At 67.9% G+C, this 17,135-nt stretch carries 14 protein-coding genes; 2 read left to right on the forward strand and 12 right to left on the reverse strand.

Annotated elements, in window-relative coordinates:
* Positions 1-76 precede the first annotated feature (76 nt).
* On the forward strand, positions 77-901 hold the full coding sequence (locus ABD768_RS10840) for an META domain-containing protein (protein WP_344839937.1): 825 nt from the start codon (positions 77-79) through the stop codon (positions 899-901).
* Here ABD768_RS10840 and ABD768_RS10845 read toward each other — a convergent pair.
* The 3 genes from ABD768_RS10845 to ABD768_RS10855 are packed head-to-tail and all read right to left on the reverse strand — an operon-like array spanning position 888 to position 5,703.
* Positions 888-3,860 carry a sugar-binding protein gene (locus ABD768_RS10845; protein ID WP_344839941.1) on the reverse strand — a complete coding sequence of 991 codons (2,973 nt, stop codon included), beginning with the start codon at positions 3,858-3,860 and terminating at the stop codon, positions 888-890. The two genes, ABD768_RS10840 and ABD768_RS10845, sit on opposite strands and share 14 nt — an antisense overlap.
* Before the next feature lie 54 nt (positions 3,861-3,914).
* On the reverse strand, positions 3,915-5,351 hold the full coding sequence (locus ABD768_RS10850) for an NAD(P)H-hydrate dehydratase (RefSeq protein WP_344839944.1): 1,437 nt from the start codon (positions 5,349-5,351) through the stop codon (positions 3,915-3,917).
* Position 5,352: 1 nt separating this feature from the next.
* A complete protein-coding gene (locus ABD768_RS10855) occupies positions 5,353-5,703 on the reverse strand; it encodes a holo-ACP synthase (RefSeq protein ID WP_328329245.1) in 351 nt (116 codons plus the stop codon).
* Positions 5,704-5,796: 93 nt separating this feature from the next.
* Between ABD768_RS10855 and coaA the strand changes: the two genes are divergently transcribed.
* Positions 5,797-6,750 carry a type I pantothenate kinase gene (coaA, locus tag ABD768_RS10860; RefSeq protein ID WP_343976662.1) on the forward strand — a complete coding sequence of 318 codons (954 nt, stop codon included), beginning with the start codon at positions 5,797-5,799 and terminating at the stop codon, positions 6,748-6,750.
* 549 nt (positions 6,751-7,299) lie between these two features.
* Here coaA and ABD768_RS10865 read toward each other — a convergent pair.
* The 9 genes from ABD768_RS10865 to ABD768_RS10905 all read right to left on the reverse strand — a co-directional run bounded on the left by ABD768_RS10865 (position 7,300) and on the right by ABD768_RS10905 (position 17,127).
* Positions 7,300-8,250, reverse strand: coding sequence for a hypothetical protein (locus ABD768_RS10865; protein ID WP_344839947.1), 951 nt, complete (start codon positions 8,248-8,250; stop codon positions 7,300-7,302).
* A gap of 117 nt (positions 8,251-8,367) precedes the next feature.
* Positions 8,368-9,318: a hypothetical protein gene (locus ABD768_RS10870; protein WP_344839950.1), complete on the reverse strand. Its 951-nt coding sequence runs from the start codon at positions 9,316-9,318 to the stop codon at positions 8,368-8,370.
* 171 nt (positions 9,319-9,489) lie between these two features.
* Positions 9,490-10,440 (reverse strand): hypothetical protein, encoded by a 951-nt coding sequence (locus tag ABD768_RS10875; protein WP_344839952.1) that lies wholly within the window; start codon positions 10,438-10,440, stop codon positions 9,490-9,492.
* A 6-nt stretch (positions 10,441-10,446) separates the two neighbouring features.
* Positions 10,447-11,355, reverse strand: coding sequence for a hypothetical protein (locus ABD768_RS10880; protein WP_344839955.1), 909 nt, complete (start codon positions 11,353-11,355; stop codon positions 10,447-10,449).
* Between the two features lie 80 nt (positions 11,356-11,435).
* On the reverse strand, positions 11,436-12,410 hold the full coding sequence (locus ABD768_RS10885) for a hypothetical protein (protein WP_343976647.1): 975 nt from the start codon (positions 12,408-12,410) through the stop codon (positions 11,436-11,438).
* Positions 12,411-12,556: 146 nt separating this feature from the next.
* Positions 12,557-13,768: an MFS transporter gene (locus ABD768_RS10890; RefSeq protein ID WP_344839959.1), complete on the reverse strand. Its 1,212-nt coding sequence runs from the start codon at positions 13,766-13,768 to the stop codon at positions 12,557-12,559.
* Between the two features lie 68 nt (positions 13,769-13,836).
* Complete coding sequence (locus ABD768_RS10895; RefSeq protein ID WP_344839961.1) at positions 13,837-15,120, reverse strand: aminotransferase-like domain-containing protein; 1,284 nt, start codon at positions 15,118-15,120, stop codon at positions 13,837-13,839.
* On the reverse strand, positions 15,120-16,205 hold the full coding sequence (locus ABD768_RS10900) for an alpha-hydroxy acid oxidase (protein WP_344839963.1): 1,086 nt from the start codon (positions 16,203-16,205) through the stop codon (positions 15,120-15,122). Before ABD768_RS10900 ends, ABD768_RS10895 begins: the two co-directional genes overlap by 1 nt.
* Positions 16,198-17,127, reverse strand: a complete 930-nt coding sequence (locus tag ABD768_RS10905) for an alpha/beta hydrolase (protein ID WP_344839966.1) — start codon at positions 17,125-17,127, stop codon at positions 16,198-16,200. Before ABD768_RS10905 ends, ABD768_RS10900 begins: the two co-directional genes overlap by 8 nt.
* Between the last annotated feature and the right edge of the window lie 8 nt (positions 17,128-17,135).

Raw genomic sequence — 17,135 nt, forward strand, 5'->3', positions numbered from 1 at the left:
GCGACTGTTTGCTTCCGGCATCCGAGGTGTTCACCTGCAACGCCTGGACGCCCCGCGGCGTCCTTAGATTGTGAGGATGCGGATAGTAGTGGCGGCGGTGGCCGGAGTGATGATGTTGACGGCTTGCGGGAGTGAGCCGTCCACGGGCGGACCAGGCGGCGGCGGGTCCACCAGTAGCGGGCCCACCAGCAGTGCGCCTGGCGGTGGTGGGTCGCTCGACGGGCGGTCCTTCCTGTCCGTGTCGGTGACGGAGGACGGGAAGCCGAAGGAGCTCGCACCGAAGACCCGGATCGGGCTGCGGTTCGCGGACGGGAACGTGCATGCGGAGACCGGCTGCAACCAGGTCGGCGGCGAGGTCTCCACCGCCGGCGGCAAGCTGACGATCGACGTCCTCGGCGGCACCGAGATGGGCTGCGACACACCTCGGCAGGAGCAGCAGTACTGGGTCGAGCAACTCCTGAAGGACCGGCCCACCTGGAAGCTCGACGCCGACACGCTCACTCTCACCCGCGGCACCACGACGGTGGTCCTGAAGGATCGCAAGGTCGTGCAACCCGACAAGGTGCTGGACGGCACCCGATGGTCGCTCGAGACCGTCGTCGAAGGCGGCGACACCGAGTGGCACCTGGTCGGCTCCGAGAAGGCTCACCTGACGATCAGCGGCGAGCGGATCACCGGATTCACCGGCTGCAACGACTTCCAGGGCGTGGTCGCGACGACCGGCAACCAGCTGACCTTCAGCGACCTGGTGAGCACCCAGAAGGCCTGCGCCGGTGACGACGGCAAGCTGGAGAAGGCCTTCGTCACCACATTGAAGGGTCAGGTCACCTACACCATCGAGGCCAACCGCCTGCAGCTTCGCGCCGCAGACGGCAACGGCCTCGACCTCACCGCCCGCTGAGCCGTACGTCGAACGCCTGTACCTCGTTCTGCGCTGTCTCGAAGGACACCAGAAGTCGGCCGTCCGCCGCCAGCTTCGCTCGCTGCGCTGCGGTCAACGGGATGGACAGGTGCTTCACGCCGTTGGCGAGCTGCCGCTCGGCCTGCTTCACCACATGACCGCTCATGTCCGGCGACCACGGCGGATAACCGCCATCCGTGACGGCGCAGGGCGTGAGGCCGTAGTCGGGTGCTGGGTCGGCGGCGGGCGAGCAGCTCGTCGTGTAGACCGGGATCGCGCCGATCGCGCCCGTCCACAGGAACAGCCTTGCCGTCCCTGGGGTCTTGGCGAACGTGTAGAGCTCCAGTGAGTTGCGGCCGAGTTCGGCGTACAGGAGCTTGAGGTCCTTGGTCGGTACGCGACCAGAGATCGGTACGCCGGTACGCGCCGACTGGGCGATCGTCTGGGGCGACAGTGCTCCGTCGAGGTTGGGGTTGGACACGTTGGGCGGGGCCGGCGTGGTCGGGCGATCGGCGGGTGGGGTGTAGCCGGTCAGCGTCGCCTGGCCCCAGCGGTACGGGTCGGACTGGACCGAGCCGAGGGCTGACCAGCCGGTGCGGGTGCTCATGTCGATGTGGCGCAACGTCGTCGTACCGGCTGCTGAGGTGTCGTCGTTGTCGTACGGCGTGATGTTGAGGCCGAGCCGGGCTGGGTCGACGGCGGCTGGGAGGGCGGAGAGGGGAATCTTGACCTCTAGGTCGTAGCCGCCACCGGCGTACGCGTGCGGGGTGGTCGTCTCGTTGCTGCCGACCCACTTGGCCGTCGTCGCGACCTGGACGCCCGGGGCGTTGCCGATGCTGAGCGGGCCGGACGAGTAGCCCTGGTGATTGTCGGCGTCGCGCTCCCAGCAGGGGCCGTTGGCGTTGGCGGGGTCGTTGGTGAAGGGGAAGATGCCGAGTTTGAAGGTGTTCGCGGTGTCTTTGAGGACTTGGGATGCGGTGCCGCGGGGGTCGAGCAGGATCTCCACCGAGTCGGCCTGCCAGTGGCCGACGCATTCCTGCGGGGTGACGGCATAGGACTGGTATTCGTCCCGGACGTGGACGAAGAAGTAGAGCGCGTCGTCGGACCAGGTGACCTTCGCGGTACTCCCGGCGCCGCAGTCGTTGGCATCCGAGCAAGCACCCTGCCAGACCCTCCCGATGTCGAGCGTCTCGCCGCTGTACTCCCCTGGCGTCGCCACACCGTCGACAACTGGCGCTGCAGCGGCATGGGCGATCGCTGTCGCGGGGACAAGCGACAGTGTCAGGGTCTCGCTGCCAGAGCCGGACGGAGCGCTGTAGGTCGTCGTGATCGGGATGGAGACGTTCTGCGTCGGCGGCAGGCTGGTGTCGGTGCTGGTGAGCTGGAACGTCACCGTCGTCTCGGCGCCGGGCTGGATGCTTGGGTATGGCTTGCTGGTCGCGTCGGCGCTGAAGTTGGCAGGCAGGGTCAGGCCGACTGTGCCGCTCTGGGGCTGGCTCGACCAGTTGTGGACGACGACCGGCAGCGCGATCGTGCCTCCGACCGCCATCGACTGGATCGCCGCCGACCTGCCCAGCCTCGTCGCCTGCGGAGCTGTGTTGGCTAGCCATTGGTCGTACTCCTGCCAGTTCCCCCAGCGCTGGAACCGGCCCTCGGCCGGCGAGACGATCCTGATCACGCTGTCCGTGTAGCCGGACTTACCGTCGTCGCTGGTGAAGAGGGCGGAGATCTTGAAGTTCTGGTTGACCGCGGCAGTGCTGCTGGGCGTGACCGTGAAGGTCAGCTCCTTACTGCCGTTGATCTTGCCGGTCTTCTGCGGCGCACTCACTGTCCAGCCGGCCGGCACGGTCAGCGCGACCTGCCCCTTGGGTAGCGAGCCTTTGAGATGCAGGGTCGCTTGGAAGGGTTCGCCCGCGACGTTGAGGAAGCGGGAGAAGGTCAGGTACTCGACCGTGCCCTTCGGCAGGCCGCCCGGATCCTGTTTGGTCGCGCCGAACAGGATCGCGTCGTCCTGACCGGCCGCGGGGCTGGTGTTCGGCTGGAACGGTACGAACGACTGCGTCATCCCGAAGCGGGGACAGGCGGGCGCCGAAACGCCCTTGTACATCACGCGACTCTGGGTCGGGTACGCCGCGCGTCCCTCGTCGGCCACCTGCTGCCAGCTTTTCGGCGTACCGGCTGGTTGGCCCTGCAGGTTTCCGGCCGGCCATTTGTACGGCGAGTCGTAGCCGGTCCAGACGCCCGCGACCGGGTCGAGGCCGGTGGGGACGAAGCCGGTGGTGCAGTTGGCAGCTGTCGTGGTGCCGCCGGTGCCCGCAGTACTGCCGCCCGAGAACACCTTCTTGACCTGCCAGGTGCTCAGCGCTTTCGGGCCCTTGAGTTGCTCGGGGAACTTGGTCGGGTCGGCTGCGGCGAGCACTCCTTCCCAGATCAGGCGGCCGGCCTGCTGGTGGTTGCCGTGGCCGGCTTGCAGGGTGGGCGTGAAGCCGATGTAGATCTCCGGCTGCGTCGTCCGGATCACCCGGGTGACGCGGCGCAGAGTCTCCTGCTCGTCCCAGAAGTACTGCGTCAGCGGGGCGCTCTGGTTGTAGAAGAAGTCGACCCGGTCGAGGTTGAAGATGTCGACGGTGCCGGAGCGGTAGTGCGCCACGCGGTCCTCGTTCTCCCGGCGCAGGCCGAGGTCGGGACCGAGCTCGTTGCCCGCGGAGTTCCCGCCGCCCTCGCCGCGGGTGACCATGATGATCCCGCACTTGGTGCCGTAGCGCTGATGCCAGACGCCGCACGGCCCGATGATGCTGGTGTCGTCATCGGGGTGGGCCCACTCGCCCATCACGTCGATCTTCGTCGCTTTGTCGGCGACGTACGTACCGGCTTCTGTTGTTGGTGCGGCCTGCGCCTGGACTTGAACTCCCGTGGTGAGGAGCAGGACGGCGGCGAGCAGGGCGAGCGTGCGCTTCATGTGCGATCTCCTCGGGCGGTGGAGGCACTGGCACTTCTCGTCCTACCCGGCTATTCACTCTTCAAGCAAGACCTGCCGGGTCGCTTCTGCAACGTGGGCAGAAACCTGCATCGCCGTGATCGGCCCACCCCTCGACGCCAGGTTGGCGGCGGCGGCGTGCAGGTAGGCGCCGACAGCAGCCGCGTCGATCGGGGTCAGCCCACCGGCCAGGAAGGCTCCGGTCAGGCCGGCCAGTACGTCACCCGCGCCCGCGGTGGCGAGCCAGGCGCCGGCGTTGGTGTTGACGCGGATCTGGCCGTCCGGGGCGGCGATGACGGTGGTCGAGCCCTTCAGCAGGACCGTCACGTCGAAGCGCTCTGCCGCCTGGCGGGCGTGCTTCAGGCGTTCTGCCTCGACCTCATGGCGCTCGACGCCGAGTAACCGGGCCAGCTCGCCCGCGTGGGGGGTGATCAGGACGTTGGCCCGGTCGCCTGAGTCGTCGAGCGCCTTCAGTCCGTCGGCGTCGAGGAGTACGGGCTCTTCGGCGTCGAGGAGCTCGCGGATCTTGTCGACGTCGAGTTCGTCGCCGAGGCCGGAGCCGATCGCCCAGGCCTGGACGCGGCCTTCACCGGCCACCACCTCGGGGTGCTGAGCGCGAACTGCTTCGGCGACGGGGTCGGGGCCGACGTACCGGAGCATGCCGATCGGGCCGGCGAGCGCTCCGGAGGTGGCGATGACGGCGGCACCGGGGTACTGGGTGGAGCCGGCCATCAGGCCGAGGACGCCACGTGAGTACTTGTCGGATTCGCCGGTGGGGGTCGGGTACAGGGCGCGGATGTCGGGATCCTGGAGTGATTCGACCGGTGCCGGAGGTAGGTCGAGGCCGATCTCGACGAGGTGAACCGGACCACAGGCGGCCGCGGCGGGGTCGATCAGGTGACAGATCTTGTGCGTGCCGAAGGTGACGGTGAGTGCGGCCTTGACGTGCTCGGCGGGGGTCTCACCGGTGTCCACGTCGACGCCGGACGGGATGTCGACGGCGATGATCGGCACCTGGTGCTCCTCGGCGAGCTTCACCGCCGCCAGCGCTTCGGGTTTGAGGCCTGGCCGGCCGCCGATCCCGACGATGCCGTCGACAACAACATCAGCCACGGCGATCGCCCGAGCCGCAGCCGGCTGCCCATCGGCGCTTGCCCCTCCCCCGTCGGCCACGCGACCACCGGCCTTGAGCAGGGCGGCCAGCCCCTCGCGGTGGTACTTGTCGGACAGCAGCACCGCGGTGACTTCGGCGCCTCGACGAGCTAGGTGCGTACCGGCGTACAGGGCGTCTCCGCCGTTGTCGCCGCTGCCGATCAGCAGCACCACCCGGGCACCGTAGGTGAACCCGATGAAGTTGCTGATGGCAACGGCGAGCCCGGTCGCGGCGCGCTGCATCAGCGTGCCCTCGGGGAGTTTCGCCATCAGCGCGGCCTCGGCGGCGCGGACCTGGTCTACGGTGTGAGCGCGGCGCATCTCAGCCCTCCAGTACGACGACCGCCGACGCGATGCCGGCGTCATGGCTCAGCGACAGATGCAGACTCTGTACGCCGAGCCGCGCGGCCTGCTCGGCGACCGTGCCGGTGATCTCCAGCCACGGCCGGCCGGTCTCGTCGGTCCAGACCTCGGCGTCGTGCCACTGCATCCCGGCCGGCGCGCCGAGCGCCTTGGCGAGCGCCTCCTTGGCCGCGAATCGGGCCGCCAGCGACGCGGGCGGCTTCTTCGCCTCCGCCTCGGTGAAGACGCGATCACGCAGCATCGGGGTCCGTTCGAGCGTTTTCATGAACCGCTCCACGTCGACCACATCGATGCCCACGCCGACGATCATGGGGTCCCTGGTGTGACAACTGCCACACCCACAGTCTCGTTGCCGCACATGCCGGTCAGCGTATCCCCGCCAGGTGTGGGAAGAATGGGCCCCATGCTGCAGCCGTCGCGGGAGGTGACCCCGTACACCGAGCTGGACCGCGCCGCCTGGTCCCAGCTGGCCGAGACGACCGAGTCACCGCTGACCGCCGAGGAGGTCGAGCGGCTGCGCGGTCTCGGTGACGAGATCGACATCGACGAGGTCCGCGAGGTCTACCTGCCGCTGTCGCGGATCCTGTCACTCTACGTACGGCACGCCCGGGCGCTGCATTCCGACACCGAGGCGTTCCTCGGCAAGCCGGCCGCCACCCGGACCCCGTTCGTGATCGGCATCGGCGGATCCGTTGCCGTCGGCAAGTCCACCACCGCCCGGCTGCTGCGCGAACTGCTCGCCCGCTGGCCCGAGCACCCCCGCGTCGCGCTCGTCACCACCGACGGCTTCCTGTGGCCGAACTCGGAGCTCGAGCGGCGCGGCCTGATGCTGCGCAAGGGCTTCCCGGAGTCGTACGACCGCAAGTCCCTGCTGCGCTTCGTCGTCGAGGTGAAGTCCGGCATGGACAACGTCGAGGCGCCGGTCTACTCCCACCTGCACTACGACCGGATGCCAGGCGTCCGCACCACCGTCGAGCAACCCGACATCCTGCTGCTCGAAGGCCTCAACGTGCTCCAGCCCGCACCCCGGCACGCGGACGGCAAGAGCGGGCTCGCGGTCAGCGACTTCTTCGACTTCTCCGTGTATGTCGACGCCGCTGCGGACGACATCCGCTCCTGGTACGTCCACCGCTTCCTGAAACTCTGGGAAACAGCCTTCCGCAACCCCGAGTCCTACTTCGTCCGCTACGGCGAACTGAGCCGAGCCGAGGCGATCGCGAAGGCCGAGTCCCTGTGGGACGGCATCAACGGCCCCAACCTCCGCGAAAACATCCTCCCGACGCGCTCCCGAGCAACCCTGGTACTCCGCAAAGGCGCCGACCACGCAGTCCGCTGGGTCCGCCTCCGCAAACTCTGAACTACAGAATCCCCCACGCAGGTAATTCCCCACGCGGCCTCCGCCGCCCGCTCCTACGTCGCGTGCCGCTCCGCCCGCTCCCGCCCACCCGGTGCTTGGCGCTCCTTCGTAGCGCGACCACTGGAGTGGTCGGCCAATCCGCTCAGCTTGCTGTGGTGGACTTGCCCCACCAGGCGCCATTGCCGCTCTGCGCGTCCTGGCGGACAGGACGCCCTCATGCTCCCTGGCAGGAGCACGCTCAGCCGGGCTGCCGACGACGGCGGATGAGCGACCACTGCCCGTCCTTCGCTACACCCCAGCCAATTCGAGCGGAGCAACGGGCAACGGGCCGCCAAGCAGCCACGCCAGCCACTCCAGTGGTCGCAACCGCGCGACGCAGGAGCGTCCAAACACGGGCGGGCGGGAGCGACCGAAGCCGCACGCGATGCAGGAGCGGGCAGGCGCAGGCCGCGTGGGACAACCCCACCACGGTCGGCCAAGACGTCGAGCTGACCAACAGAACGGCGGGCCATTGCAGCTTGTGCGATGGCCCGCCGTCTACCTGCTGAGTTACTCGCCGATCAGTTGGTCCTTGTACCAGGTGGCGGCGACGTGGCTGACGCCGTCGAAGGTGGCCGGGACCTTGCCGTAGGAGGTGATCACGGTCGCCTTGCCGTTCGCCTTGCCGAAGGCGTACTGGTAGCCCGTGTTGGTGTCGTGGTCGATGCCGACCACGAGCGTGCCGCCGCGGACGCCGCAGCGCTGGGTGACCAGCGACTCGAAGGCGGACCAGCCGGAGGCCTGGATCACCTTGACGACCGGCTTCGCGGCCGCCGTGATCGGGATGTGGATGGTGTAGAGCGCGCCGGCCTTCGTGGTCATCAGCAGCGTGTCGTAGGTCGGCGTCTCGCTGATCACGGTCAGCGTCTTGAAAGCCGCGAATCCACCGAAGTTGCCGAGGTTCTTGTAGCCGGTGCCGTTCTTGGCGTACCGGTACAGCTTGCCGTCGGTGTTCAGGCCGTACAGGTACGAGTGCACGGGCGCCGCGACGTTGTAGTTGGAGGTCGCGACGGCCTTGAAGGCCGTCCAGCCGGCCCCGACCTTGGTCGTCGTCACCCGCGGGTCACCCTCGTCGGGGAAGACGGTGGTGTGCCGCATCAGGTTCCCGTTCTGCAGGAACAATCCGTAGGCGAAGTCCTGGGTGCCCGAGGAGTTCGACGCCAGGTACCAGGTGGTCATGGACCGGACGTCCGCAGCGAAATTGAAGGGCACGTACTGGTCGGCCCGGGGCGGCTTGGCAGCGGTGACCTCGGCCACCCCCACGGTGCCCGCGACGGTCGGCCAGATGACCGTGTTGACGCAGGCTTCGGCGACGGCCTTCGCCGAGGGCTGCTGGGCAGCGGACTTGGCCCAGGACGGCGTCGGCTCCCCCTGCGTCGCGGCGAGAGCCGGTCCGGATGCGGCGGTGGCGGCGAGCATGCCGGCACCCGCCACGGCGAGCGCGAGGCGCTGCAACTTCATGAGATTCCCCTCCAGGAAAAACAGGATTCTGGCTCGGTCGCACCGAGGTCAAGCAGACCGTAGCGGCCCGACCGGCCTGAACCCTCATCAATTGCAGCTACTTGCAACGGCCCCGAGTCACTCGCCGACCAGCTGGTCGTAGTGCGTGACGAACGAGACGTGGCTGACACCGTTGAAGACGGCCGGGATCTTGCCGTACGACGTGATCGCCGTCGCCGTCCCATTCGCCTTGCTGAAGGCGTACTGGTACCCCGAGTCGGTGTCATGGTCGACACCGACCACCAGCGAGCCGCCGCGGGTGCCACATCCCTGCACGACCAGGGATTCGTACGCCGCCCAGCCCGAGTTCCGGATCAGCTTCACGACCGGCTTCGACCCGGCCGCGAGCGGGATCCGGATCGTGTAGAGCGCGCCGGCGTTGGTGGTCATCAGCAGCGTGTCGTAGGTCGCCGTCTCACTGATCACCGTCATCGCCTTGAACGACTTGAAGCCGGGGAACGAGCCGAACGACTTGTACCCGGCACCGTTGCGCACATAGCGATACACGCTGCCGTTGGTGTTCAGCCCGTACAGGTTCGCGTGCCGCGGCGCCACGATGCTGTAGTTGGAGGTGGCGATCGTCTTCATCGCTCCCCAGCCGGACCCGATCTTGGCGGTCGTCGGCTTCGGCGGGTCGAAGTCGGGGAGGACGTCCGTGTGCCGGTAGAGGTCACCGCCCAGCAGGTACAGGCCGTAGATGTAGTACTGCGTCCCCGAGGCGTTCACTGCGGTGTACCAGGTCGCGGCGGTCCGGACCGGGAAGAAGTCGAACGGCTCGTACGCCACCGCGCGCGGCGGCTTGGCGGCGGTGACGTCGACCGCCTCGGCGGTGTTGGCGGCGGTCGGAAAGGCGACCGAGCTGATACAAGGTCCGGCGGCGACGGCCTTCGCCGACTGCTTGACGGCCGCCTTGGCCGTCCAGGACGGCGACGGTTCCCCTTGGGTGGCGGCGATCGCCGGTCCGGACGCGGCAGTGGCGGCGAGCATGCCGACCCCTGCCATGGCGAGCGCGAGACGCTGCAGCTTCATTGAATTCCCCTCCCAGGAAACAAATCTGGCTCGGTCGCACCGAGGTCAGGCCGACGGTAACCACGCGATCGGTCCGGATCGGCGACTATTGCGTTCACCCGCAAAGGTCCTGGCAGGCACAACCGGGCCAGGGCTGTGGAAGCCCTGGCCCGGTTGGGTGTTCGTCTGGTGTTACTCGCCGACCAGTTGGTCGTAGTGCGTGGTGAACGGCGCTGTGGTGACGCCGCTGAGCACGGCCGGGGCCTTGCCGTACGCCGTGATGGCGGTAGCCGTTCCGTTGAACTTGCTGAAGGCGTACTGGTACGCCGAGTCGGTGTCGTGGTCGACGCCGACGATCAGCGAGCCGCCGCGGACGCCGCAGTTGTGGGCGGTCAGCGCCTCGTAGGCCGCGAAACCGCTCTTACGGACCAGCTTGAGGACGGGCTTGGCGGTGGCCGTGACCGGAATGCGCACGGTGTAGAGCGCGCCTGCGGTCGTCGTCATCAGGAGTGTGTCGTACTTCGGGTTCTCGCTGACCACGGTCAGCGCCTTGAACGGCTTGAAGCCGGCGAAGTTGCCGAGCGACTTCACCGCGGTGCCGACCTGCGAGTAGCGGTAGAGCTTGCCGTTCGCGTTCAGGCCGTAGATGTAGGCGTGCCGCGGCGCCGTGATGCTGTAGTTCGAGGTCGCGATGGTCTTGAAGCTTGCCCAGCCCCCGCCGACCTTCGCGATCTTCGGCGTCACCGCACCGGTGTCCTGGTTGATGTAGGTCGTGTGCCGGTACAGGTTGCCGGCCTGGATGAACACGCCGTAGTAGTACAGCTGCGAACCCGACGCGTTCTGCGCGAGATACCAGGTGCCGGTCGCCTTGGCGGCGTAGAACTTGAAATCGAACCACGGCTCGACCTTCGGCGGCTTGCCGGGCAGGATCTCGAGCGAGTTCACGGCGCCGTTGGCGGTCACCCCGCCGAGGAGGCTCGAGCAGGGCTCGGCCACGGCCTTCGCGGCGGCCTGCTGCTTCAGGGCGGCGATCCTGCTCTTCACCGACGGGTTCGGATCGGCCGCGACGGCCGTACCGGAGACGGCGGTGGCCGCGAACAGCCCGGCACCAGCCAGCGCAAGCGCGAAGCGCTGCAGTTTCATTGGCAGTTACTCGCCTTCTAGTGGGACGTAGTGGGAGGTTTGCGCGGCGTGGCTGATGCCATTGAAGACGACCGGGATCTTGCCGTACGCCGTGATCGCGGTGGCCGTCCCCTTCGCGTGGCCGAAGGCGTACTGGTAGCCGGAGTCGGTGTCGTGGTCGATGCCGACGACCAGGGAGCCGCCGAAGTTGCAGCCCTCGACGACGAGCGACTCGTAGGCCGCCCAGCCGGTCTTGCGGATCAGCTTGACGACCGGCGTCGTCTTCGCCGTGATCGGGAGGTGGACGGTGTAGAGCGCGCCGGCCTTCGTGGTCATCAGCAACGTGTCGTACGTCTGGGTCTCGCTGATCACGGTCATCGCCTTGAACGATGCGTAGCCGCCGAACGACCCGAGAGCCTTGTAGCCGGCGCCGCTCTTCGCGTAGCGATAGAGGCGGCCGTTGGCGTTCAGCCCGTACAGGTACGCGTGATTCGGAGCCCCGACGCTGTGGTTGGAGGTCGCGATGGCCTTGAACGTTCCCCAGCCGGAGCCGACCTTGGCCGCGGTCGGCCGCGGCGCGCTGCCATCATTCGGAATGACGGTCGTGTGCCGGTACAGGTTGCTGCCCTGAAGGAACAAGCCGTAGGCGTAGACTCGGGTGCCCGCGCTGTTCTGAGCCACGTACCAGGTCGCCATGGACCGGGTGGCGAAGAACTTGAACGGCTCGTACCGCAGCGCCCGCGGCGGCTTGGCCGGGATGACCTCCGCGGACTCCACCGTGCCCTTGGCCGTCGGCCAGACGAGTTGGTTGCCGCACGGCGGCCCGCTGGCCGGAGCCGGGCCGGACTGGGTGGCGCCGAACGCCGGTCCGGACGCGGCGGTGGCGGCCAGCAGACCGGCACCGGCAAGCACGAGTGCGAAGCGCTGCAGCTTCATCTCAGGAGTCCCCCTCCAGGGCGGTAAAAGGACCGACCGGGGACACCGTCGCAACGGTTGTCCCCGGTCGGGTCGAGGTGTTACTCGCCGTTCAGGTTGTCTTTGTACCAGGTGAAGGGGGCGTGGTTGTTGCCGTCGAGGACGGCCGGGATTTTGCCGTACGACGTGATCACGGTCGCTGTGCCGTTCGCGTGGCCGAAGGCGTACTGGTAGCCGGTCTGGGTGTCGTGGTCGACGCCGATGACGAGGGTGCCACCGCGGTTGCCGCAGGCCTGGGTCGCGAGCGACTCGTACGCCGACCAGCCGGAGGACCGGATGGTCTTGAGGACCGGCTTCGCCGACGCGGTGATCGGGATCCGGATCGTGTAGAGCCCGCCGGCCCTGGTGTTCAGCAGCAGCGTGTCGTAGGTCGCCGTCTCGCTGATCACGGCCAGTGACTTGAAGGATGCGTAGCCGCCGAAGGTGCCGAGCGCCTTGTAGGTGGAGGTGGTGCCGTTCTTGGCGTATCGGTACAGCAATCCGTTGGTGTTCAGGCCGTAGAGGTACGAGTGGGTGGGCGCGGCGACCTGGTAGTTCGAGGTCGCGATCGCCCGGAAGGTGGCCCAGCCGGAACCGATCTTGACCCTGGTGGTCTTCGGCTCGCCCGTCGCGGGGAGGGTGGTCGTGTGCCGGTAGAGGTTGTCGCCGGTCAGGAACACCCCATAGGCGAAGTACTGAGTGGCGGAGGCGTTGGCCGCCGCGTACCAGGTCGCCGTGTAGCGGGCAGCACCGAAGTTGAACGGCGCGTACTGGTCGACCCGCGGCGGCTTGGCCGGGGTGACGTCGACCGTTCCGGTCACGTTCGTGGCCTCGGGATAGACCAGCGACTGGACGCACTCGGCCTCGGCGGCGACGGACTTGTCCGACTTCGCCGCCGCTTCCTTGGTGTTGGCGGCCCGCTGCGCCCAGGACGGCGCCGGGTCGTTCTGGGTGGTGGCGAGGGCCGGTCCGGACGCGGCCGTGGCGGCGAGCATTCCGACGGCGGCGACGGCGACTGCGAGGCGCTGCAGCTTCATTGAGGTCATCCTCTCGGCAAAGCAGTTCGGTCCAGGGCACCCCGGGACCGAACTGACGGTAACTTCGCCACCGGGCGACGCGCGTGAGATTTGCATCTTCGTGCAATGGATTGCTGCCGGTTCGTGCATCGACCGCAGTCAGTTCGTTACCTGGAGTGAGCTCGCAGGGTGGGAAGAGTGGCTGCGGCGACCAGGGCGGCGGTCAGCGCGAAGGCCAGTGGATAGCCGGTCCCGGCGACCACGAAGCCGAAGATGATGGCGCCGGCGCCCCAGCCGCCGTCGTACGCGAGGTTCCACAACGCGCTGACCTGGCCGTACCGGGACTTCGGTGAACGGTCGTACATGATCGCCAGGGTGAGGTTCTGGGCGGCGCCGAAGCCGATCCCGAAGAGCGCGGCGCCGGTGATGACGGCGGCGGGGTTGCCGATGAAGACCAGCGCGCCGGCGCCCAGCGCGGCCAGGATGATGGCCAGAGGCAACAATTTGGCCGGTCCGACGCGGTCACCGACCCGCCCGGCCAGCCAGCGGGCGGCCGGCGCGGCGATCGCCTGGATCAGCAAGGCGAGGACGACCACGAAGTGGTTGCTGGATCCCAGCGGCAGAAAGGTCACACTGATGCCTGCGGCAACGGTCACGGCCGCGAAGACGAGCGTCGGCATCAGCAGTCCGCTGCCCCGCAAGCCGCCCAGCACCTTCACGTGCTGCTCTTCACTGCCGGTACTACGCGCCGCCACGCCCGGCACCATCGCAAGGCCGGCCAGCGACGCGACGGCGGCGAGGACGAACAGCGCGTCGTACCCGATGACGCCGGTGAGGTAGATCCCCAACGGCAACCCGATCACCGCGGGCAGTCCGACGACGACGCCGTAGATCCCCAGCGCCTCGCCCCGTCGGTGGGCCGGGGCGACATCCGCGACCAGCACGACCGCGCCGACGACCATGATCGCCAGCCCGGCGCCGCGAACGACGCAGACGGCCAGCACGAGTGGGAGCGATGAGGTCACTACCAGAGCAAGTGACGGCGCACCCAGCAACACGAGCCCCAGCGCGAGCGTCCCCCGATACCCAAACCGCCTGAGCATCCGGGGTACCAGCAGCTCGACACCCACTGCCGCCAGCATCATCGCCCCGGTCGACAGGCCGGCGCCGATGCCGCCGGCTCCGTTCGCTGCGAGGTAGAGCGGTACGACCGAGGTCAGCAGGTACATGCTCAGCCCGGACCCGAACACCATCACCAGCAACCGCGCAAAGGCCGGCGTCACCAGCGCCGATCCGGCTGCCGGCGACCGCTCCGGCGATTTCGCCTCGGGCGCTGGTGGCTGTAGGTCGGCGGTGGCCGGGAGCTCGCAGGTAGTCATGGATTCACCGTAGGAGCAGAGCGGTCTGGTCTACAGGTCCAGTTCTTGGGGCGTAGGGAGGACCAGTTTCAGAGCTGGTCGTGGATCAGGGCGGCCAAGCGGTTCAATGCGGCGTCGATCTGCGCCGGGGTGACTGAACTGCAGGAGAGACGGAGGGCGTTGAGCGGGGCGTCGCCGTCGTAGAAGTGGCTCATCGGGGTGAAGAGGACGCCGTACTCGTGGGCGGACTTCTCCAGCAGTGCGTCGGTGACCGGGAAGGGGACGGTGACGACGATGAAGAAGCCGCCGGACGGGACCGTCCAGGTAACGTCCCCATCGGGGAAGCGGGCGGCCAGGCCGTCGGTGATGGCGCGGAGGTTGGTGGCGTAGATGTCGCGTTCGCGCAGGGTGGCGGTGACCAGGCTGCAGTCGTTCTGGAGGAGCTTGCCGCCGATCACCGCCTGCGCGACGGCTGAGGTGTTGACGGTGAGCATGCTCTTGAGCTTGGAGAGTTCGTCAGCCAGCAAACCGACGGTGCCGTCGGGGGTGGCGACGGTCTGGTCCGCGACGACGTAGCCGACCCGGGCGCCGGGCAGCGCGGTCTTGGCAAAAGAACCGAGATAGATCACGCGTCGCTCGGTGTCCAGGGCCTTCAGGGTCGGCACCCGGTCGACGCCGGCGGCGGGGAACAGGCCGTACGGGTTGTCTTCGAGCAGGAGGAGGTCTTCCTGGGCGGCGATCTCCAGCAGTCGCCGTCTGGTCTCCAGGTCGAGGCTGAGGCCGGATGGGTTGGCGAAGTCGGGCATGACGTAGCAGGCGCGTGGGCGGAGACCGTCGGCTCGTGCTCGCTTGACGACGGCGACCAGGTCGTCGAGGTCGACGCCATCGTTGCCCCCGGCAACCGGGAGGACGGGGAGGTCGACGAGTCGGGCGGCGCCGGTGATGCCGACGTAGGCCGGGGAGATGGCGAGCAAGACGTCGGCGGGGGTCGCGCGGAGCGCGCGGAGTACGAGGACCATCGCTTCCTGGCAGCCGACCGTCACCACGATCGCGTCCGGGTCGACCGCGATGCCCTCGTCGGCGGCGAGGTTGCGGGCGACCAGCGGGTGGATGATGCCCTTCGTGCGGCCGTACTGGAAGATCTGCCGTCGCACGCCGGCCTCGTCGTAGCCGAGTTCGTCGCGCAGATACTCCGCGAAGGTGTCGAGGTAGGAGTGCAGGTCCTCGAGCGCGTAGTACTCCTCGTACGGTCGCCCGGCCGCGAGCGAGATCGCGTCGGGGTAGTGGTTGGCGACCTCGTTGAGGAAGTTCATCGAGTTCAGCGCGCGGTCGGTGAGTGAACCGTGCAGGTCGGTGACGTTCAGATCGGCCATCAGGCCCTCCCGGTGGTGAGGCGCGCTGCATCTTGGACGTTCGCACAGCCTGCCAGCAGCATCGCGTCGCCCAGCTCTTTGCGCAGCAGCTCCAAAGCTTCTCCGCACGCGTCGACGGCAAGTGCCCAGAGCAACGGACGGCCGATCAGTACTCCGGAAGCACCGAGCGCGAGCGCACGCAGTACATCGGTACCGCTCCGAATCCCGCTGTCGAGCAACACCTCACACTCCTTGCCCACGGCATCCACAATCCTCGGCAAGGCGTTGACCGAGGCAACCGCCCCGTCCAGCTGCCGACCGCCATGGTTCGACACCACGATGCCATCAGCACCCACTTGCACCGCCCGCACAGCGTCGCGCGGATCGAGAATCCCCTTCAAAAACAGCGGAAGCTTGGTCTTCGATCGCAACCACTCGAGGTCCTGCCACGACACCGCAGGCTCGAAGGCCGATGCCGTATGAGCCGCGACAGCAGACAACCCCGGTACTCCGACGTGCGCCTCGCTCCGCGCCCCGACCAGGTTGGCCGCAACCACATCCTCGGGCAACGCGAAGCCATTCCGCACATCCCGCAGTCGCCGACCCATCACCGGAACATCCACGGTGACCATCAACGCGCCACACCCAGCAGCCTCCGCCCGATCGATCAGCGACTCCACCACTGCCCGATCCCGCAGCCAATACAACTGAAACCACGAAGGCGCCACCTCCGCGATCTCCTCCAGCGGGAAGCTGCTCAACGTACTGATCACATACGGCACCCCCGCCGCCGCAGCCGCCCGAGCCAGCAACAACTCCCCACCCGGATGCACCAGCCGCTGATAAGCCATCGGCGCCACCACCACCGGCATCCCCACCTGTCCACCAACCAGCCGACACCCCACCTCAGCCTCAGCCACCCCCGCCAGCACCCGAGGCACCACAGTCACCCCATCCAACGCCGACCGATTCAACCGGAGAGTCGTCTCAGTCCCACTCCCCCCAGCAACAAACTCCCTCACCTCAACAGGCAGAACCCCAGCCGCCAACCCCTCGAAGTCGTCGAGACACAACGCGGGTGCGGGAGGTGCCTGGAGGTCAGGCATCGGTGAAGGTCTTTCTTAGCCAGTCGGCGGAGTCGGTCAGTGCCTTGCGGGCGGTGTCGAGGATGCCGGACATGGTGTAGAAGCCGTGGGGCATGCCTTCGTAGCGGGTTAGATGGGTGGGGACGCCGGCGGCGTAGAGCTTTTCGGCGTAGTACTCGCCTTCGTCTCTTAGGGGGTCGTACTCGGCGGTGATGACCAGCGCCGGCGGGAGGCCGGCGTGGGAGGGGGCCAGGAGTGGGGAGGCGAGCGGGTTGGTGCCGTCGGACTCGTCGCGCAGGTAGTGCTTCCAGTACCAGTTGACTGAGGTGCGATTGAAGAGGAAGGGGTCGTCGCCGGCGCGCATGGAGGCGGTGTCGGAGCCATACAAAGTGTTGGGGTAGACCAGGAGTTGAGCAGCCAGGGACGGGCCGGAATCTCTTCCCAGCAAGGTGGTTGCGGCCGCGAGGTTGCCGCCGGCACTGTCGCCTCCGACAGCTAGACGGGCTACGTCCACACCCAGTTCGACGGCATGAGCCGCGATCCATTGGGTTGCTCGGTGACAGTCGTTGACCGCCGCCGGGAAGGGGTTCTCCGGCGCCAGGCGATAGCCGACGGTGATGACCTGGCACGGGACGAGGTTGGCCAGCCGACGGCACACCCCGTCAGCGGTCTCGATGCTGCCGAGCGTCCATCCGCCACCGAAGAAGTACACGAGCGTCGGCAACGGCCCATCCCCCACCGGACGGTAGATCCGCAGCGTCAGCCCGGACTCCTCCATCACGACATCCCGCACGGAGTGCACCGGCTCAACCTCGCCACCACCCGCTTGGATGGACGCGAGATCAGCCGCCCGCGCCTCGGCCAGCGTCTGCGTGTAGAGCTGCGGCACGTTGTCCGCCGCCCGCTTCGCCCGCATCTCCTCGACCTGAGGATCCAATGGCATCTCAAGCA

The organism is Kribbella ginsengisoli (assembly GCF_039537185.1).
Lineage (GTDB): Bacteria > Actinomycetota > Actinomycetes > Propionibacteriales > Kribbellaceae > Kribbella > Kribbella koreensis.